The sequence below is a fragment of the Desulfomonile tiedjei DSM 6799 genome (assembly GCF_000266945.1).
In the GTDB taxonomy this organism is placed as follows: domain Bacteria; phylum Desulfobacterota; class Desulfomonilia; order Desulfomonilales; family Desulfomonilaceae; genus Desulfomonile; species Desulfomonile tiedjei.
On sequence record NC_018025.1, the window covers coordinates 3340983 to 3359532 of the forward strand.

General features: G+C 49.7%; 20 protein-coding genes. 4 read left to right on the forward strand and 16 right to left on the reverse strand.

The annotated features are described in order from the left end of the window. Window positions 1–18: 18 nt before the first annotated feature. Window positions 19–660 (forward strand): acetyltransferase, encoded by a 642-nt coding sequence (locus DESTI_RS14075; RefSeq protein WP_014810638.1) that lies wholly within the window; start codon window positions 19–21, stop codon window positions 658–660. 92 nt (window positions 661–752) lie between these two features. Here DESTI_RS14075 and DESTI_RS14080 read toward each other — a convergent pair whose 3' ends face one another. The 9 genes from DESTI_RS14080 to DESTI_RS14120 all read right to left on the reverse strand — a co-directional run bounded on the left by DESTI_RS14080 (window position 753) and on the right by DESTI_RS14120 (window position 9500). Beyond that, window positions 753–1307, reverse strand: coding sequence for a hypothetical protein (locus DESTI_RS14080; protein ID WP_014810639.1), 555 nt, complete (start codon window positions 1305–1307; stop codon window positions 753–755). A 148-nt stretch (window positions 1308–1455) separates the two neighbouring features. Then, window positions 1456–2532, reverse strand: a complete 1077-nt coding sequence (locus tag DESTI_RS14085) for a DegT/DnrJ/EryC1/StrS family aminotransferase (RefSeq protein ID WP_211213677.1) — start codon at window positions 2530–2532, stop codon at window positions 1456–1458. A gap of 59 nt (window positions 2533–2591) precedes the next feature. Further along, on the reverse strand, window positions 2592–4571 hold the full coding sequence (locus tag DESTI_RS14090; RefSeq protein WP_014810641.1) for an ArnT family glycosyltransferase: 1980 nt from the start codon (window positions 4569–4571) through the stop codon (window positions 2592–2594). A 121-nt stretch (window positions 4572–4692) separates the two neighbouring features. After that, complete coding sequence (locus tag DESTI_RS14095; RefSeq protein ID WP_014810642.1) at window positions 4693–5220, reverse strand: PilZ domain-containing protein; 528 nt, start codon at window positions 5218–5220, stop codon at window positions 4693–4695. A 511-nt stretch (window positions 5221–5731) separates the two neighbouring features. Then, window positions 5732–6013, reverse strand: a complete 282-nt coding sequence (locus DESTI_RS14100) for a hypothetical protein (protein ID WP_014810644.1) — start codon at window positions 6011–6013, stop codon at window positions 5732–5734. Continuing rightward, window positions 6013–6270, reverse strand: a complete 258-nt coding sequence (locus tag DESTI_RS14105) for a hypothetical protein (RefSeq protein WP_014810645.1) — start codon at window positions 6268–6270, stop codon at window positions 6013–6015. The genes DESTI_RS14100 and DESTI_RS14105 overlap by 1 nt, the downstream gene beginning before the upstream one ends. Before the next feature lie 73 nt (window positions 6271–6343). After that, the gene (locus tag DESTI_RS14110; RefSeq protein WP_014810646.1) at window positions 6344–7345 is read right to left on the reverse strand and encodes a 4Fe-4S binding protein; all 1002 of its coding nucleotides are present in this window, start codon (window positions 7343–7345) and stop codon (window positions 6344–6346) included. Between the two features lie 117 nt (window positions 7346–7462). Then, window positions 7463–8404 (reverse strand): hypothetical protein, encoded by a 942-nt coding sequence (locus DESTI_RS14115; protein ID WP_014810647.1) that lies wholly within the window; start codon window positions 8402–8404, stop codon window positions 7463–7465. 133 nt (window positions 8405–8537) lie between these two features. Then, window positions 8538–9500, reverse strand: coding sequence for a L,D-transpeptidase (locus DESTI_RS14120; RefSeq protein ID WP_014810648.1), 963 nt, complete (start codon window positions 9498–9500; stop codon window positions 8538–8540). A gap of 829 nt (window positions 9501–10329) precedes the next feature. Here DESTI_RS14120 and DESTI_RS14130 point away from each other — a divergent pair. After that, window positions 10330–10587: a hypothetical protein gene (locus tag DESTI_RS14130; RefSeq protein ID WP_014810650.1), complete on the forward strand. Its 258-nt coding sequence runs from the start codon at window positions 10330–10332 to the stop codon at window positions 10585–10587. 53 nt (window positions 10588–10640) lie between these two features. Here DESTI_RS14130 and DESTI_RS14135 read toward each other — a convergent pair whose 3' ends face one another. From DESTI_RS14135 to DESTI_RS14165, 7 genes are all read right to left on the reverse strand, one after another. Continuing rightward, window positions 10641–11507: a lipopolysaccharide kinase InaA family protein gene (locus DESTI_RS14135; RefSeq protein WP_014810651.1), complete on the reverse strand. Its 867-nt coding sequence runs from the start codon at window positions 11505–11507 to the stop codon at window positions 10641–10643. Continuing rightward, window positions 11504–12445, reverse strand: a complete 942-nt coding sequence (locus tag DESTI_RS14140; protein WP_014810652.1) for a glycosyltransferase family 2 protein — start codon at window positions 12443–12445, stop codon at window positions 11504–11506. The genes DESTI_RS14135 and DESTI_RS14140 overlap by 4 nt, the downstream gene beginning before the upstream one ends. Continuing rightward, on the reverse strand, window positions 12442–13494 hold the full coding sequence (waaF, locus tag DESTI_RS14145) for a lipopolysaccharide heptosyltransferase II (RefSeq protein ID WP_014810653.1): 1053 nt from the start codon (window positions 13492–13494) through the stop codon (window positions 12442–12444). The genes DESTI_RS14140 and waaF overlap by 4 nt, the downstream gene beginning before the upstream one ends. Before the next feature lie 13 nt (window positions 13495–13507). Continuing rightward, entirely contained in the window at window positions 13508–13693 is a 186-nt protein-coding gene (locus DESTI_RS14150; protein ID WP_014810654.1) for a Trm112 family protein, read from the reverse strand. 103 nt (window positions 13694–13796) lie between these two features. Continuing rightward, complete coding sequence (locus tag DESTI_RS14155) at window positions 13797–14513, reverse strand: flavodoxin family protein (RefSeq protein ID WP_014810655.1); 717 nt, start codon at window positions 14511–14513, stop codon at window positions 13797–13799. A gap of 28 nt (window positions 14514–14541) precedes the next feature. Further along, entirely contained in the window at window positions 14542–14991 is a 450-nt protein-coding gene (locus tag DESTI_RS14160) for a hypothetical protein (RefSeq protein WP_014810656.1), read from the reverse strand. Window positions 14992–15528: 537 nt separating this feature from the next. Then, complete coding sequence (locus DESTI_RS14165; protein ID WP_041286211.1) at window positions 15529–16122, reverse strand: TonB family protein; 594 nt, start codon at window positions 16120–16122, stop codon at window positions 15529–15531. Window positions 16123–16518: 396 nt separating this feature from the next. Here DESTI_RS14165 and DESTI_RS14170 point away from each other — a divergent pair, with 396 nt between their 5' ends. Further along, on the forward strand, window positions 16519–17433 hold the full coding sequence (locus DESTI_RS14170) for a hypothetical protein (RefSeq protein ID WP_014810657.1): 915 nt from the start codon (window positions 16519–16521) through the stop codon (window positions 17431–17433). Window positions 17434–17773: 340 nt separating this feature from the next. Then, window positions 17774–18538 carry an ABC transporter permease gene (locus DESTI_RS14175; protein WP_014810658.1) on the forward strand — a complete coding sequence of 255 codons (765 nt, stop codon included), beginning with the start codon at window positions 17774–17776 and terminating at the stop codon, window positions 18536–18538. Window positions 18539–18550 lie beyond the last annotated feature (12 nt).

The window sequence follows — 18550 nt, forward strand, 5'->3', positions numbered from 1 at the left end:
AGGGAGTTCCCAGTCTTAATGGCACAAGAAATCTTCTTATTCGGGGCAGGCGGACACGCCAAAGTTGTCCTGGACATCATCGAAAAGCAGGGCCTGTACCAGGTCGTTTCCATATTTGACGACAACGATTCCCTGGAGAATAAAGGATTCTGCGGATATCGCATTGCCGGCGGGAGAAGCAGGCTTCTCTCGGCCCGCGATTCTTTTGGGATCACAACGGGTATCGTTGCAGTAGGAGACAATGTAAACCGTATGGAACTGGCTTCCTGGATGAATAGGAGTGGTTTCGATCTCATCAGCGCTGTTCACCCTTCATGTCAGATCGGACACGGCGTGCACATTGGAAGCAACACGGTCGTAATGGCAGGAACCGTCATTAATTCGGACAGCTACATCGGCAACAGCGTTGTCGTCAATACAGCGGCAAGCATCGATCATGATTGCTCAATCGGGGACGGAGTCCATATCGGGCCGGGATGTCGTTTGTGCGGAAATGTTTCTGTCGGATCAGGTACTCTTCTGGGAGTAGGAACGGTCGTCATACCAGGGATTCGCATCGGGGAACGTTCGATCGTCGGCGCAGGTTCGGTGGTAGTGAAGGATATTCCGGACGGAGTGACTGCAACAGGAACACCGTGTACGATCACCACCTCGCGATAACGACGGGTTGGTTTCTCGACTGATGCGGTTCATTTCATTCACCGCATCCTACGCGACTTTTTAGTCAGAATGTGGTATTTCGTTTTCTGACATTACACGTCCTCCACAACAATCAATTTTCGAAACATCGCCGTCTGTTCAAAATCTTCAATTTTTCTACCTGAGATCTCGGCCAAGAGACTGTTTAGTTTTTTCACATCTTTGGGGTCTGCCAGATGTTCGAGATAGGAAACTCCTGAAAGGAGAAACACATTGAGAATCCATCCCCAATGCTCATTCAAATTTTGGTTGGAGATACTTTTTCCGCACACTCCCAAAGTAGGATTCCAGTAGCTTCTTAGCCTGGCATTTGCCAACATTATCTCTCGTGTTCCCGTCAACTTCCATACTTTCGCTATTCTGTCCTTGTAGAGACGTATTTCTCTAAAGAGAAGCAGGTCAATGAGCCTAAGCAAAAAAAGCAAAAAAATAAAAAGGCCAATAATCCTGCTAGAGAGCTTTACCCCTGGGGCGAAAAAGGTGCATATACCGACAAAAAGAACGCAAAGAACTAAACCACTGATTGGTATAGATTTTCTAAGCCAGCGGTATTTCAGGATAAACAATGGCTGATCGTCAGATTTTTCTTGTATGGCTTTATTGTTCATTCCTTTTTACTTCCCATTGTGGTGTCCGCCCTCTCGAGACTGTTAAGCCGGCATCCCAGCCTCTCAAAGTAACGAAATACGGCTGCACTTTGCGTTAGCCCACTTTAAGGATCGGCTTCTCGATGATGCGATTCATTTTCATACGCCGCTATCCGAGAACCGAAACGAGACAATCACAAACTCGCTGTTGCTGCTCTTCCGTCATGTGAGAAAAGAGCGGCAATGCAAGAGATTCCTGTGATGCAGCTATTGTGTTGCGCAGATCCCCCACAATCCGATGAGGAACTCGCTTCAAGGCCGGCTGCTCGTGAACGGGCGGGAAAAAGTAGCGTTTGCTCTCGATATTGGCCGCTCGGAGTTCCGCACGGACCGCATCCCTGTCCTTCTTTGCCTTCGGCCCTATGAGCAGGGTGAAATAGTTGCCGCTGGAAGTGCGATCTCCAGGAAATTCCTGAACTCTACAGCCCCTAAGGTTTTTGGTCCGGTGTCTGTATGTCTCTATCAATCGGAGCCGAGCGTCCACGAGATTCCGCGCATTTTCCAGACTGAGCAATCCCACAGAGGCATGCAGCTCGCTCATCCGAGCAGAAAGCCCATTCAGGACCATCTCTTCCCCGCCCGGACCCTTGCCGTAGTCTCGCATCATCCTGAGTTTGTCTGCAAATTCACTGTCGTCCGTAGTGATCAGTCCGCCTTCGATTGCAGTGATCACTTTTGTGGGGCTGAGGGAAAAGACTTCACACGTACCGAATCCCCCCGAAGGTTTTCCTTTGTACGTGGAACCGAGCCCCTGCGCGGAGTCACAAATCATGGGTAACCCATGCTGTGAGGATATTTGCTGCAACTCGTTAAAATCCGGAGGCAATCCGTAGATAGTAACAGGGCAGATTGCTGCAGTACGCGGACTCAACGCTCTTCTCACCTGATCCGGATCGATAGCGAACGTGCCCGGCAGGCAATCGACATATACAGGGGTGAGCCGATTCCAGACAATAGCCTGGACCGTGGCAGCAAAGGTGAAAGAGGGGACGATTACCTCCGAAGCTTCGGGAAACTCCATAGCTGCGAAAGCAAGCATGAGACCCGATGTGCAGCTTGAAACTGCAAGGGCATGGGCCGTTTGCGTGAATTCTGCCGTGCGCTCTTCAAGAGCGGCCGTGACTTTCCCGAGCGTAACTGCCCCGAAATCGTACGATTGTTGGAATGTCTCGACAATCCTTTCCATGGGGGGTAACGTGGGGCGAATTATAGGAATATTTTCCACTGATCTGCCTTGAATTTTTATCAATCTGCTTTCGACGCTGTAATCTCGGCCACAATGCATCCCGGCATCGAAAGCAGCGGGTTAATGGAAAACTGCGAAAGCGGCCCGCGTGTAAGCTCATTCCAGAAGCCCTCCGGAAAGGCTGCAAAAACCCGCTTGTGGGACTTCAGGTAGAATTCCACAATTTTGGGAAAATCTGCAAACCTATCGCGACCCGGAAAGCCAATTCTGAGCCGAGGCTTTTCCACCAGTTTCAAGAATGGGTCTATAAACGGAGCAGTGAAGAAAACAGAGTCGTCCGGAATCAATGGAAGCACTTTTTCTCCCATCTCATAATTCACTGCTCGTTGTCTCGAATGCAAGGGATAATCGTAGAAGAACGCTGTCAGCGAAGCCCATGTCAAACTTATGGCAAGAATAACAAAAGCCGTATGCCGCACAAAAGAGCCGAGCGTTCCTTTTAGCAAGTCTCCACCGATGACCAGTATCAATAACGTAGTTGCCAGGATCAAAGGAAGATTCAACAGAGGCAGTTCCAGCGCTTCCACATCCATAACATTGCGTCCCACGAACAGAAAAAACACTGCTGCACCAAGGCCGATTGCCGAGATCCAGACCATAGGACCGTCAGGAACGCTCCATTCGGTGCTGATTGTGCGAAGAGCAAATGCGGTCAGTATGGACGTAAAGGGTAATGCGGCAAGAAAGAAACGCAGATTGAGACACAAGCCTCCATGATCCCTGGTGAACCCAAAGAAAGCACCGAGCAAAATGGGAACGACGAAGAGAATCAGGAGGGAGCGTGTTTCGGAACTACCCCGTAAAATGCGAAAAACCGGAATCCAGAGCGCTGCCGTCAAATAAGGGAGACTCTGTATCAGAGATTTCTTCAGCCCCAGTATGTATACGATGGCTCCGCTGGAGGTGGTTCGCAGCGCCTGCTCGATAATCGCGGGATCACGAAAACGAAGATCCACGACCATCATGAGCATACCGACGGAAACCTGCAGCACCATTGTCCTCGTGTGAGGGATGACGAGCACCAGGAGTGCGGCCAGGCAGATTCCTCCTAGAGCATATCCCCAGTGCTGTTTCAAGAACCGAGTGACCGGCGACCGAGTCAAGATCCAGAGAAGAACAAGCCCCGACAATCCTGCACCTGCCAGTACCCATGGCACGGTGGGAACATAGCCATCTAAGGGAGTACCATACGACAGAGGGTTGAATGTGCCGAATTTTATGGAGTTGGTCCAGGATAGGACAGCTAGCCCGGGAAGGCTGCCAGCGGCAACCGCAATGGTTTCCAGCGGACGCCATGGGCGGCTCAAGAGAAAAATCATGAGAATTGCGCCGAGAACTAGAATTGTATCCAGTCGAATTCCGGGCGCAAACCCCGCCACTAATCCTGCTGTGAGAGCCAACAACAGCCGATGAGACGTATTTTCGGAATTATAAGACTTCACAGCTAGATAAAAAGCCGTTGTGGTGAAAAGGAGAGCGGTCATGTGGGGCCAAGCCGCTTGCGAGTATTCCCAGGCGTAGGTTCCCAAAACGAAAACGAGGCATGAATTTGCTGCCAGATCGTTGTCGCTGAACAGGTCTCGGGCTAGAAGATATACGAGGAGAACAACTCCTGCAAATGCGAAGGAATTGATGAGGAACAGACCGTAAAAGCCGAAGACAAAGTACCATGGTGTTGTGAGCACGGGGTAGAGATAAGGATACTGACTGAAGGTTCTCCCGGAATAAACTCGCATAAACTGATGCAGCATTTCCCGGGAGGAATATTCCGGATAACCCGTGAATACTTCCAGGCCTCTCGCGGGAAAATCGCGAGCCATCATGTGATAGATGGCCTCATCTATGCTGAGATGAGCGGGTAGAATCGTTAACGTAAGAATAACGTGGAAGAATCCCAAGGCAAGGAGGAAGACGATCTTCCAGTGTCGAGAAACAGCATCCAAGAAAGGCTGTTCTTTCCCCGGAATATAATTCACCAAAGGAAACGGCCTCCAGATTAAGACGGCAAACAGTCTGATTGAAATCTCTTGTTTTGCAGCTTCATTGCATTATAGCAACCGCAAAGTCAACACTCTTTCGATTCCGCAAACTCACAACACATTATTTCGATTCCAGGAGTCGGATTATCTTTTTCAGATCCTGAAACCCTTCTCTCGAAATTCTGATTATCTCGAAACCGGCAACGTACTCTCCGGACGATTTCTTTTTCACCCATCTGCATTGGGCATAGAATGAGATCAAATCAATGGAAGCTAATTCTGTAGGGTCTAGAACCAGATGCTTGGTCTCCCCCACTTTCGATGCCAGCCCTCTTATGCCTACACCCTGCTCGGAAATGTTTCTGACTTGCCCTTTGCCATCGGGATCGTTCGATTCATATACCGGCAAAGGCATTGCCAGGGGCCCTTTCACAAGCTCCTTCATGTCTTCGGCTGTTATCACTTCATATAGAGGAAACCGCTCGTACAACTCTTCCGGGCTGATGGCCTGAACGTTCAGCAACTTCTTCAGAGCGCTGCGTAACCCTTTGTAGGTCAGGCGGTATTTCTCCATGAGTTGTGCATCGGTCATTCCGGTGCGAATATCAAAAATCAGATCCTTAGCCTCAATCTCTCTTTTAAGATCCATGGAAGTCCCTCAGGGAATGCGGGGCATGACAGTGCGCTTACGTAGGCAAAAGAGAAGCAAAACCTCTCTGTAATGTCGAAATCTTAGTGAGACCGATGTGCGTTCAAAGTTGTAATATCAGGGAACCTTTTTGTAAAAGGATTATGCCGTTAGCTCAGTTCCGAATTGAAAGCATCGGTTTTATCAACAGTAATTACATGATCTTGGCATTGCGGGCGAAGCCGTTGTAGGGGCAGGTCTCGTGCCTGGCCTTCCGGATGACCGGCACGGAGGCCGGTCGCTATCGGGCACCCACAAGGGATGCCCCTACCCGATCCGCATTGGCCCTGATCCGCCCGACCAGGAATAGCCATTACCAGAGTTTCTGACTGTCTCTCAACTAAACTAAGGACATAATCCATTTGTAAGAAGTGTTTCCCAGATTTTCTCTTTGAATGCAAATCAGTATGAACCGAATTCTGGAGCCGATAGAAATATAGCACACGGATTTGCCCGCCTACAAGAGCATTTACTATTGCAGTTCGCTACTATTATAGTAGGTGGCATAATTTCTGACCTTCTGAACAACCTGCCCTATATAAGGAACGGTAGTGCCCGGCGTCGCTGCCGGGCAGAACTGTTTGATTTGTTTTAATAAATGTGCCGGCACGGAGGCCGGCACCCACCAATTTTCGAGAAGCGCTTTTCGCAATCGGACATAAATTCTGACCTTTGCTATAAGTTGAGGATGGTTGATTGCAGCGACAGCATGGGCTCCGGTGGAGCGGAATTCAGCGACGCCGGACCGATGCATTATTTCTTCTTGCCGGCAGGTTCCTGACGTGAGAGGGGGGCAAGTCTTTTCTCGAGTTCCTGCTTTAGATTTGGCACCTGCTCCTGCTTGGCAGCTTCTGCTTTGGACCGTTCTTCTATCTTTTTTCGAACGTTCTTCCACAATTCGTCAGGGACTTCCACCGGTTCAGATGCAGCCAGGTTACCCTTATTCTTGGAGAACGCGGAACACCCGCAGAGGAGTAAACCCACGAGGACCAGGAGCGCTATTCGTTTCATGTGAGCCTCAAACCCGCGGCACCAGATTCGGCATGAACAACGGGCTGCCGCATCGCGTCGGAATGTATGCTCGTTAGTTACCGAACAGTTTTTCCGGCACGTAGTCTTTCGGCCGAACCTCCACCATTGAAATCGCCGATGCGGGACAGGTCACTTGACACAGTCCACATCCCATACATTTATCCTTATTTATCTGAGCCGTATTATCTTCCTCTTGAACGACGGCTCCAAAATAGCATCGTTCCACGCACATACCGCACGACGTGCATAGAGATGGATCGACGTCCGCAGAAAACCGGCTCGGTTCGATGACACTGATATTATGTTGAATGAGAACCGGCATGGTTTGACAGCAACACGGGCAACAACTGCAGATGAAATGGTCCACATTCTGTTTATTCATCACGACATGAATGAGGCCGTCTTCTTCTGCCTCACGCATGAGATCCAGCGCCTCTTCTTTAGTGAGTTGACGTCCAGTGCCTCTCGCAAGGTTGTAGTCCGCTGCCCGGTTTATCTGAAGGCAGGCGTCCAATTTGCGATCGCATTTTTGAGCGGTCAAACGGCACGTACACTTTGTTACGGAAATTGTTCGCGCATTTTCAATGATGTCTTTGATATCTTCGAATGCGAGTACGTGAGTCTTGGCAGGTACGGTGATGCCTACGGGAATAACTCTCGTGAACGGTCGGGGCATGATCTGGCTCATCATCTTGGCCACGGAGGGCCATTCCACTTCCATGAAGTCCTGCCAGAGATCGAGAAAATCCCGCGGAGCATCGGGCCAGAGAATCGATGCATCGTGAAACTGCACGAGATCGCGGCACATTCGGTACATGACGGGACTGCCCTTGCCCGACGGAAATACCAAGCCTTTCACGAAAAGCGTGTGGAGCATTGCCGAGACAGTTTCTTCCGATTTACCCAAATCGGCCGCTATCTTGGAGGCATCGCCGGGTAAAGCGAGCAAGAGCGCCGCTTCTTCCGGATCTGCAATAAGAGCAAAGATTTTCGGTATTCTCTCCGATTGACCGAGACCTATTCTATTCGCCAGTTCCACATATTGATTCTGCATGCTTTCTCCGCCGCGCGCGTATAATGCACAATTGCTAGTGCCCAGCATATGAGCACACTGGAGCCTCTTCGTCAAGGATGCATTCGTATTCAGGTTAGATGATAATAGGCGGTTAGTTTAGAAGGGTATGCCTACTTGTCCGCCGAAGATCCAATTCTGGGCTTCGAAATTCAGACGGTAATCGACTGCCGGATAGGGAACACGTGCCATGAGATTCGTGGTTAACTGACCGCTGACAATATTGAATTTGAAAAATGCTCCCAAATTGAAATATCCATAGCGAACGGAACAGTCTGCAAATGTCTCCAGGAAGTATCCACCCGATCTGAATTCATCACTGGCGGGAATTCCGGGAACAGAGTTCGCGCCCACTCGGATGCCGGAAGGAATGCTCTCAATATATGAGATCGCCCCCCAAAGCATAGGCCAACCGACCACTCCTCCGGTTATGACGGCTCCGCCATTCATAGCGAAAATCCTGGTCATCGCTCCTATAGTGGGAATATATGCGGCAAACGTCAAATTTGCCTGATTCCCTTGATTCCCAAGCTGGTTAATCTCGCTTACCGGTGTTCTCAAATTTGCCATGAACGATTCATAGCGAAATCCGGTAATGAGAGTGATCGACGGGTGAGCATCATAGGTAAGAGCAATGCGGGCATTCCACCATTGATTGGTGCTGTCCCAGGTTCTGGCAACGACGTATGGCAAATCGTAGGAAGTGGTAGCATCACCGGGGATGGAAAACAAGTACCCCGTTGCAATGACCAGTCCGAAAGGACCTGTGCCTTTCATTGGAAATCCGATTTCGGTCCACACACCTTTCACCGGAACGTGTGCTCGAAATCCTGACAATCCGCCGCTCACATTGGTGTCCATCTTTAATGTAGGGACATTGCCTTGGAAAAAGTATCCCGTATATATGGTGGGTTCCATCCAAGAATAGGAATAACACATGCCAGGGCCGCCGTAGAGTCCCTCCGCACGAACATCAGTCGAAAAGGTTGCCAGCAACATAAAAATGAGGGCAATCGAGCCCCCAATAAACTTAGATTTCATATTCTTTCTCTGGTTGCTTTGTCCGGGATGACTTGATGGGCGTATGATATGTTAATTGACACGCTTCTGTCAACATTTATTGCTTCAGAAGCGCTTATGCGTTCATCAAGTTGAATCGCACACAAAGAAGAAATCAGTACAGCACCAGCTTAACCGGTCGTGCCAGATTGATGTAAACACCGTTAGGGCTTTTTGATCTAGTCGTGGTCCCCACATACATTTTCAGAGTATCCGCCAGTCGCTTGACCGAGATGTTCAGCAGGCGAACGCATCCATGAGACTGCCCTTGCCCTATACTCCACGGTGAATCCGTCCCGTGAATTCTGTACATCCCTCCGTCAATCATCTTCATCTGCACTGCTATGAGATCGGCATCCTCCTCATGAACAGTTTTCTCTCCCTCAACTGCGGGGACTTTCTTGAAAAACGGGAGCATATGACCGCCATATACAGAATTACTCGGAGACTGACCGTACGCCCAATCGCTGGGAGGCGGAATCCAAAGAGGTTTGTCATCGTAAATTCGACAAATGTAGAATGTACCTTTGGGTGTTGGGTATTCCGGGGAACCGAGTCCGGCTTTACAATCGTACAGAAGGACCTTTTCATCGCCATTCGATCCGAAAAGTCGTACAGTGTATTCTTTTCGATCGACGAGAATCTCAAAGCTGGAGAAAAGATCGACAGGATCTCCCACGAGACTTCCTGAGTTCTCAAGACTGGGCCCGGAATCCAGGAGTTCAGCGGCCTCACTTGTTGCAGCCGACATAGGGAGGAGAGAAGCAACTCTCGTTCGCTTCCCTGAAGTGATATCCAACGAATTCGCTCCGGGAAAGAGCCCTAACTCGCGAGACGCGGATTCTTCAGGAGCAATAGCGAATACCGCCGAACCAAAGCGGCTACGGTGCTCGACTCTCGAGAACGAATCAGATAACACTCTCTCAATGACCGTATCGAATGTTTCATCGTGGTTCAAATCGCTCGAAACGTGAGCTGAACTCAGCAGCAATTCCTTGGTATATACTTCTTTGGCGTTCGTTTCGGATACGCAAACCAACCAACACAACCCCAATGCCATCCACACGAAAAACCGCATACTCTTTCGACTCCTGATTAAGACAAAAAACAGAGTGCATCGCACAACTGCACCGAAAATGTCCGTACGATACAGTGTCCGCAAACGGCAACCAGCACGCATTATTACGCATTTAAATTATTACACAACGGATTGGGGGGAGGTGTCAAGCCAAATCGGCAGTCAGCCGTACAGGGATTGTAAGGAGAGAGGCGCTTATCTTCAGAAAGAAAGCGCGAGGGGTATTCGGGTGAATGCCCCTCGTTATCAGAACACTTGCATCTTCATTCAGCTACATTCAGAAATGGAGGGAATCAATAGCTAAACAAGGGATACGGATTACAGCCGTAATCTACGCCGTGACAGGGGAGCCGCACGGATGGGCATGCAGTGTCAAAAGCACATGGCACTGCTTGCTTCTGAATTCCCGGGATTCGACAATCAACGGCACACGGATTCATGACCGGGGGGAAAATACAGGGCGCCTGGCGGCATTGAGTCAAGCAGTCGGAATCCCTCTGAAGGCCAAACGAAAACCCTGCATGTGAAATCGGGGCAAAAGCGACAACCATCACCATAATGAGTAGACCTGAAATGATCTTCATTTCATTCTCCAAATTCGTGCTGAGGCATGTGGCACTCAATATCAAATCGGTTATTTCTGTGCGTATAATAGCAAAGGAACTGCCTATATGTCAACCATTGCATGAGTATTTCATAGAATTTACTTCATCAATTAAGTAAAAGCGCCCTTTTATCTATGAATTTTTCCTAAGGATTTGACCTTATTTGACCAGATTGATACATTATGGAGCGGCAGGTCTAGCTGTTTTCGGAGGTAAAGACTACGATGCAGAAACGCGGTAACCGTCAATTCTCGGTTCAGCAACGGCGGCCCGGACAGAAGCAGAAGCAGAAGCAGCAGTTCAGTAATTTCAATGCAACTGAACTGTATTGTCCGAAGTGTGGGAGAGCCATGCCGGTGAGAGAAAGACTTCTTCTTGTCCTTCCTGAAGGAGACAAGTACGAATACTTATGTGCTTACTGCGGAACTGCCGTTGGCGACAAGATCGTAAAGGGAGAATCCTCGCCCCTTATCCTAATTTAGTTCGATCTCTTGAACCGGGTGTGTTCGTCAGCTACGGCAAACGTACCGTGCAATCACAATCTCGGTTCAGGGTTGTTCGCCTGCCAGCATGTCCGTTCTCGAACGTCGCCCTGAAATCCCACGTAAAGAATATCTCTGTTTCCGACCATTTTCAGGACTTTCTTGGCCAGTTTTCTGCGGTCCTTCCCGCCAATGCCACAGTGGAATGTGTATTCTCCGAGAAGTCGGGATCTCTGCGCGGGCCCCAGGCTCAATGGAGAAGAAAGAAAGATTTGCGTGAGATTCTTGGCTCGTTGCTTCCATGAGACGCTCCGTTGGAATCGCACATCGTCATAGTCCAGGAGAAAAAAGCGGATCCGATCCGCATCCTCCTTCACTAAAATGTTACAGGTCTTGAGATCTGCATGAGCTATTCCGGCAGAGTGCAACCGAGCCAGATACCTTCCGAAAAGCCGTACCATACTACGCTGTTCTTCCGGTTCCCAATTTTCGGAGATTCTTTTGAGAATATAACGATCCAACTCCAGACCGTGGGGGATGAACTCCATGATAACCCATTCCGATTTCACCAAACCGAATGTGGTGTCACGCATGAGAGCCATTGGCCGAGCAGCGAGGAATCCCGCGCGGATGAGGAGTTCTCCGTTTCGGAAAGTACGTAATCCCTGGGTCGCTCGGAAGAGTCCTTTGGCCGCATGGAGCGCCCCTCGCCATCGGAACTCTTTGACACACACAGGCGGACGGTCAGGAAGTTCAACCACCGTTACGGCAGTCTCGAGGGAGTTCTTCTTGACGGCATCTCCGCCTGCCGAGAGAATTCGGCGGTGCTCGTCGAACACATCTCGAGCAAACTGTCTCAATTCTTCTTCAGATCCAATCAAGCGAACAGCTTCCGGATTCAGAGATATGGAAAGGTTCACTTCTTCACATCCGGTAGATTTTTATTTCCACGTCTCCTCAATACCCTCATCACAAGAAATTTAAGAAAATATCGCCAACTCCTCAATCTCCACGGAGTTCTCTCTACGGAAGATCTAAACCAATAAAGAGCGTTTTCAAAGTCACCGTTGTTCAGATACGCTCGTCCGAAAGATATATCATGATCTGAAAGAGTTCTCAGAAAAACTTGCACTGGGATTCTCTCCGGATCGTAGTTTTGCAGGAGGATATCGTACGTATCCGACCGCACCCCTACCCTGTTGTGGCTCGTATTCGCCTCATAGAACCTGATGAAGACGAGAGGTTGGTTACAATAGGCTATGGGATAGCGTGCAGCGATTTTCAGCCAGACATCAAATTCGTCAGCGAATCGATACCGAGAAGGAAAGCCTCCGACGTCGGCAAGAACATCCCGCCGAATCATGACGGAAGAGGTGTGAATGAAACTCTCCCCATATTCCTTTTCCAGCAGATCGCCGTATATCCAGAGCGATTTTCGCGGGGTACGATACGAACTTCCCAATCGAACATGTTTGATGGCAATCAAGCCTATTTCGGGATGCTCTCGGGCAAACCGGACCTGAACTTCCAGCTTCTCGGGCGCCCACAGATCGTCATGATCCAGAAAAGCAAACCACGCACCGCGAGCCTTCGCAGCACCGTTATTTCTGGATCTGGCTATTCCCTGGTTTTTCTGGTGGACTGTTCGGATGTCCGACTGAGAATCGAGCCATTCCTTTGTTCCATCTGACGATCCGTCATTCACCACAATAATTTCAAAATCTTTGAATGTCTGATTTCGCACAGATTGGACGGTCTCTTTCAACAGCTCCACTCTGTTAAAAGTGGGAACGATCACACTGACGAAAGGGTCCGGTGTTCTTGTCTTCCACAGCGGTGCATCAGGAGTAGCGATCATCCGATGAGGCGTTCCAGTTCCCGGAGAACATTTTCCGGTGTAATGCTGTTCATACAAGGATGGTTCTGGTGAGGACAAGTGAAATGCCGGCACGGTGCACACTGAGCGGAGCCCTGCACAATGTGAGCCTTTTCGCCGTAAGGAGCGGTAGCGCCCGGAATAGTAGGCCCGAAAATGGTCAATACACGTGCAGACGATGCCACGGCAAGATGTGCGCTCCCCGTATCATTGGAGATCACGAAACGGGATAAGTTCATGATTGCCATGGAATGCAGAATATCCGATCTTCCCGCAAGATTGACAGCAGGAGAGTGCATTTCCCTGATAATGTCGTCGACGATGTCTCGCTCGCCGGGAGCCCCCAGAAAAACCACCTGCCCTCGTGCTTGAAGCCGATCCGCCAGATTTGCGAAATTCTGTCGCGGCCATCTCTTCGCCTCCGAGTTAACCGAACCGGGACACAGACAGAAGAAATCCGCTGACTGAGAGATTCCGTGAGATGATAGCAATGCCATAGCCTCTTCGGTGGCTTGGGCAGGGATGCGGACCGAGCAATCGGGATTCCGCGGGGCGGAGGGATTGCCAACCAGGTTCGCCAGATATTCGGTAATCGCGAGATAGTAGAACACCTGATGCTGCTTCCGGATTTTCTCTGTCAGGGGGACCTTCACGTTGAGCAGAGGTCCTCGCAGGTCCGTAGGAAATCCGATCCTTAACGGGATTCGCGCCAAAGCCGAAGTAAATGCACTCTCGAATGCATTCTGGAACAGTACCATCATTCCAAATTGCCCGCGTGCCAGCTCTCGCCTCATGCGAAAAGGCCGGACAAGCGCCCCTCCGTGCGATGCGTCAAAACAGATGAGATCGTCCGGGACTTCCGTCGCTTTGATGAGAGGAGCAAGACCCGATGTGGCCCACACCGTTATGTGCATCTCGGGAAAGAGTCTTCTCAGGTTGCGCAGGGCCGGGATACTCATGACCGTATCGCCCACCCAATTTGTACCTCTGACTACAATACGCGATATCTTGGATAGGTCGAATTCGGGCATGGTACCAGTCGGTTCAAGCCAGACTTTCTTCCGTCAGAGGAATGGCTTCATCGATGAGCATAATGGGAATATCGTCCTTGATAGGATACTTGACCTGACAGGACCTGCAAATGAGACCATCTTGATTGGACGTCGGAATCAAATCGCCCTTACACTTCGGACACACGAGAATTTCCAATAACTTGGGGTTAACCGCCATGATTTCACCTGTATTTTCGCCGACAGCTTGTTTTCTTGAGTTATGTACGAGGCTCCAACAATATCGGAATAATGTCAAGACTTCTCAAAAAAGGCCCTGCTCTTTAACGGTTGTTCGTCAGTTCCTGTTTCCAGAAGAAATTTGCGGCCTCCGCGTACGCCCGTTTCGGCGCGATTTCCGCACTCACTGCCTTCATCGATTCTTCGGAAATTACACCGTTCTTCACAATTTCGGAACCGGCATTTTCTGCTGCTTTCAGAACACCGGCGATCTCTTTCGGCATCATTTCCGGGTAGCGAAGCACAGGTCCGTGCGGTCTCAAAAGATGTCCGGCATAATCCGCATTCAGATTGAGAGACAGTTTCCTGCAATGCATCACCAAAGCATCGAAATTGTCAGATTCGTGGAACCCGCAGTTGCTGATAAGGGCAAGCTTCGAGGCTTTCAACTCCCGTCGTGGATGTCTGCAATGTTCGTCTCGGAAAACGATTTCAGGTTGAAGAACCGGTATCATACGATCCAGGAAAACTTTGGATTGACCGGACATTCCATCCGCGTACAAGGGAGTGGCGAGTACGAGCACATCTGCCATGAGGAATTTTTGCAGTATCTCGGCCTGGTCGTCATTTATGGCGCAGACACCCGGTGTCTTGGTCCAGCAACTGAAACATCCCAGACAATAGTGTATCTTCTTCTTATTGAGAAAAACCTCTTCCACATTGGCACCCGCCTCCTGTGCCCCTTTCACGAACTCCTTTTGTATGATGTATGTATTACCCTTCTTCCCTGAAGGGCTACCGTTGACTACGAATATATTCACACTACCTACACCTCCGTCCTGAATACTATCAGTGACATACCTCAGTGTCCCAGTCCGGGATAATGATCATTTGTCCGGGAACCTCGGCGTCCTCACCTTCTTTTATCTCTCCAAAGCGTACGATTCCGGAACTATCTTTTGAAAACTGTTGGACCACTATGTACGGCCGACCTCCCTGTATTGCCGTTGCTGCCACGAGACAGTGGCGCTCTTTCCCGGTTCGCGAATCAACTATTTTGGCGGATGTTACCGTCGTAACTGCGTACGCTCCCAGGAGAACAGCCTGTTCTTTTACGTGCGCGATCAGCGCGGTCCTTTGAGCTTGATCTTTAAACGGCAGCACCATAGGAATCATTCGTTCGATGGTATGGAGTATTGCTGTAGGCAAATGGGTCCCTTGCTCCTGAAGAGTGAACCGCGCAATTCCGAGTATTTCTCGAACAGTCTCAACGATAGATTCTTGTAGATCTACAATCACGAGCACTCTTTCAGCGGTGATTTTAATCTGATGAAATAATGGAAAAAGACAATCTTGACTATTTCCCGGGTCCTCTCATGGGTCCGCAGTCATGACCGCACGCCGAAATGCGTCTCAGTTATCCGCTAGTACTATTGTTACATGATTCCTCCGCAGCGCGGAAGGAAAATGTCCGGGCTTATGCAAGGCTTCAGTTTCGGACGGTGGTTTGAGAGGCATTTTCGTTTGAGTACGTAGGATGTCGGCGAGCGAAGCGAAGCAATCCCCTGAAGGTGCAGGCACGTATCAGGAGATTGCCACGTCGCTCCGCTCCTCGCAATGACATGTCCCCGAGCGGCTCATCTCCGTGGATAACTGAAGGAATACAGGCTTACCGCTTGCCTCATGACAAGTCGAGGACATCATACCATTCAGCAGTTATGCCTATAAAATAGCAAAGGCTGGGGTGTCCTGAGCGGAGTGATTGGACGGCCTTGCGTCGTCCGGAACGAAGGATACCTCCAGCCTCCACATTATAAAAAGAAAAGCGAATCGGTATTAATTATTGTCCAGTCCCCATTTGTACTTTCGCGCAGGTCCGGGGTCAGGCTTTTCTGCTTTTGCATCGACATCCTGCACATTGGACGATCCTGCCGGAACCCCCCAGATGTATTTTTTGGGGGATTTATCGGGTTCGGTTTCAATGGGAATGGGACGGTCTCTCACTTCGTGATTTGCCGTTACGACAGGAACAGTGGGGACGTCTGCGACGATGAAATTCGCTCGAATCAGCACATTGTCTGCCCGCAAATCGTCAGGAAAAGGCGGAAACGGTGCTGCAGATCGAATAGCTGCTATGAGAGAACGATCGAGTTTCTTGTTTCCGGAACTCTGGATCATCTCCACAGACTGGAGCGATCCGTCTCTGTCGACCGAGTATGTGATGCGCATACGGCCTTTCAATGCCGTGGGGATCTCGAGATTCAGCGGTGCGGTCCACGCCCTCTGAATGGCATCTCTCGTCAAGAGAGTGTAATCATTAAGCGTCTTATTACGAGTGGAACGATCTACGACAATCTGGTCCGCCCAAGCAGAGCCACAGTGGACGGCAAGCAATCCTGAAATAAAGAGTACAATAGCAAGTTTTTTCAATGTAATCCTCCTTGGTACTCGGGACTCCGGCGTAAATGATGCTGAAAGAAGCTGATGATGACCTTTTCCTGAAGTCAGTTAAGAAGTAACTGCAGGTTCAAGTTGAGGTTCTCGTAGCAACTCCTTGATCACAGGTCAAGAAAATAATCGCTTCTTTTCTTGCATTCGGTTGAGACAGGCCGGGAGGTCGATGACTCATACCATTTCGCAAGTATGCATATAAGGTGGCGCAGGCCGATACGCACGTTGCGTATGACCCGACAAATATCGATTGTTGAGAGAATTGTTTTGCAGTAATATGCCGGACCAATATTCCTATGTCCCTTACAAATAGATCCGTTTTCAGCGTGCATCCCTACAAGGGGTATGTTCGCGATTAGATTGAGGAGGTCGTTCGTGAGAGGCTGCTGCATTCTCTTATCGGTCGTAATCGCATTGGGATTGGTTTCCACAGATTCATATTCTCAAAACTCTGCTGTAACCGATTTTGTCTCTGCCGTGGCCGGCCCTTCATTCTTCAGCGCGGGCACGCAGACTCCAGGCTGCCGGAAAAGCGAAATGTTCGGTTCTCCGAATCTCTATGTTGGCTGGTTAGAGCATCATAAGGGAGCTACCTGGGTTACCAACCGTCAAGGCGGTTCGACCGGCACTGCAGAATGGCCTCTGAGGGGTTTTTGGCTCAGTCTGAGCGAGAGTATTATGCCGCAGGACCGGTTCGGCCTCTTGCTCTCAGGTTCCGTTTTCTTTCCTCATCGGGGAGCAGGGTCCTGGTATACAACCGGTGGAATCGGTGCAATCGATTTTGAGGTTCCTTCGTATTACTGGTGGGCTGTTGATGGCTTCGTCAGAGGAGGTGTGTCCGATAATTTCGACATTCTGGCAGGTTTTCGCTGGGACCACACGAGCACGAGACTAAAGTACAGCGACAACACGGACGACGACTACGTTTTGAATCTGTATTTGCCGCTTATCGGCGCGCAATTGCACCAGCAGTTTGCAGGCGGTGAATTGCTGTTTCGCATCATAGGGACTCCTTTGGTTCCGGGTCGCGTTAGGTACAATTTCTGGACCAGCACCAATTTCAGTGAATTCGGTGACTTTGATGTCGCACGCGGGTCTTTTGTCGAAACGTTGCTTGACTACCGCTTCCGGATGGCTTCGAATCTGAATCTGGGCGGTTTCGTAAGATGGAACATGATGCATGTGAACACCCGCGAGAATTCCCTCTCAGGTTCGACCACAGAGTCGATTTCCTGGACCGTGGACATCAGGTCGTGGACTGTCGGCGGAAGCTTGTCTCTGGGATTTTGAATCGCAACACTTTTGTACTGAATCGCTTTCTTTGAGCATTTTGAGCGCCAGGTACCGCTGCTTGGATGGATGCGATCTATGTCCTTTTGCTAAATGCATTGGGTCAGGAAACGATCGATAACAAGAGAGACCCTTCCCCCGTGCCCGAAAACCGCCGATGTATGGGCCTTCCCAACTTTTCCTATGACTTTTTTTGTTTTCATACTCAAGCTAATGATGATATGGTTGGAACTGACTTTTTGAACCATTCAGACATTCTGATTCCATGATCGTCCGCTTTTAGACTAGGATTCCGAAGATCCAGTCGATCCTTGCGGCTGTTTTCTTGAGGATGGCGAGTATGAGCAGAGATCGCGTGAGAGGCCTTTTGCTGCCGCTTCTCGCTTTTTTGGTGTTCGGCGGGTTGTGGGAGATCGTATCGTCACTTGGGATTTGGCCGCCATCAGCATTCCCTTCCCCCAGACGTGCAGCAATTGGAATGTGGGAATTAACTGTGAACGGAACGCTCCTTAAGCATTCCGTGGCAAGTCTGTTCCGTGTCACCGCGGGTTTCTATTTGGCCGTGGTTTTGGGCGTCCCTTTAGGGATGATGCTGGGCTGGTGGAAAACCGGCCAACTGATGTTCAATTCTATTATTCAGTTCTTACGGCCTATATCTCCCCTCGCGTGGATACCGCTCGCGATGCTCTGGTTCGGGATTGGGGACAAGCCCGCAATTTTCCTAATTTTCTTATCGAGCTTCTTCCCGTTGTTGGTCAACACCGTCAGCGCGGTGAACCGCATTAATTCCTTATATTTTCAAGTTGCTGCAAATTTCAATTTTAACCGGTTCGAGACTTTTTCGCTCGTCATTTTCCCTGCTATTTTGCCAGCGGTCATGCCTGCTTTGAGAATATCTTTGGGAATTGCCTGGCTTGTCGTGGTTGCAGCGGAGATGATTGCAGTCAAATCGGGACTGGGATACCTGATTCTCGATTCCCGCAATGCGCTCCGCATGGATTATGTCGTGGACGCGATGATTGCCATTGGAATAATAGGAATTTGTTTGGACCGAATTATAGTGAAACTGACCAGGATTAAATCAGTATCGTGGGGTTCGGTTTAATGGGGCATATTC

What these genes read in the sequence shown, in the direction of transcription:
- DESTI_RS14140 (WP_014810652.1), bottom strand. Translation starts at nt 12,445, where the DNA reads ATGATCGCTACTCCTGATGCACCGCTGTGGAAGACAAGAACACCGGAC.
- DESTI_RS14095 (WP_014810642.1), bottom strand. Translation starts at nt 5,220, where the DNA reads ATGGATCTTAAAAGAGAGATTGAGGCTAAGGATCTGATTTTTGATATT.
- DESTI_RS14085 (WP_211213677.1), bottom strand. Translation starts at nt 2,532, where the DNA reads ATGGAAAGGATTGTCGAGACATTCCAACAATCGTACGATTTCGGGGCA.
- DESTI_RS14105 (WP_014810645.1), bottom strand. Translation starts at nt 6,270, where the DNA reads ATGAAACGAATAGCGCTCCTGGTCCTCGTGGGTTTACTCCTCTGCGGG.
- DESTI_RS14150 (WP_014810654.1), bottom strand. Translation starts at nt 13,693, where the DNA reads ATGGCGGTTAACCCCAAGTTATTGGAAATTCTCGTGTGTCCGAAGTGT.
- DESTI_RS14100 (WP_014810644.1), bottom strand. Translation starts at nt 6,013, where the DNA reads ATGCATCGGTCCGGCGTCGCTGAATTCCGCTCCACCGGAGCCCATGCT.
- DESTI_RS14110 (WP_014810646.1), bottom strand. Translation starts at nt 7,345, where the DNA reads ATGCAGAATCAATATGTGGAACTGGCGAATAGAATAGGTCTCGGTCAA.
- DESTI_RS14115 (WP_014810647.1), bottom strand. Translation starts at nt 8,404, where the DNA reads ATGAAATCTAAGTTTATTGGGGGCTCGATTGCCCTCATTTTTATGTTG.
- DESTI_RS14175 (WP_014810658.1), top strand. Translation starts at nt 17,774, where the DNA reads ATGAGCAGAGATCGCGTGAGAGGCCTTTTGCTGCCGCTTCTCGCTTTT.
- DESTI_RS14080 (WP_014810639.1), bottom strand. Translation starts at nt 1,307, where the DNA reads ATGAACAATAAAGCCATACAAGAAAAATCTGACGATCAGCCATTGTTT.
- DESTI_RS14075 (WP_014810638.1), top strand. Translation starts at nt 19, where the DNA reads ATGGCACAAGAAATCTTCTTATTCGGGGCAGGCGGACACGCCAAAGTT.
- DESTI_RS14130 (WP_014810650.1), top strand. Translation starts at nt 10,330, where the DNA reads ATGCAGAAACGCGGTAACCGTCAATTCTCGGTTCAGCAACGGCGGCCC.
- DESTI_RS14120 (WP_014810648.1), bottom strand. Translation starts at nt 9,500, where the DNA reads ATGCGGTTTTTCGTGTGGATGGCATTGGGGTTGTGTTGGTTGGTTTGC.
- waaF (WP_014810653.1), bottom strand. Translation starts at nt 13,494, where the DNA reads ATGCCCGAATTCGACCTATCCAAGATATCGCGTATTGTAGTCAGAGGT.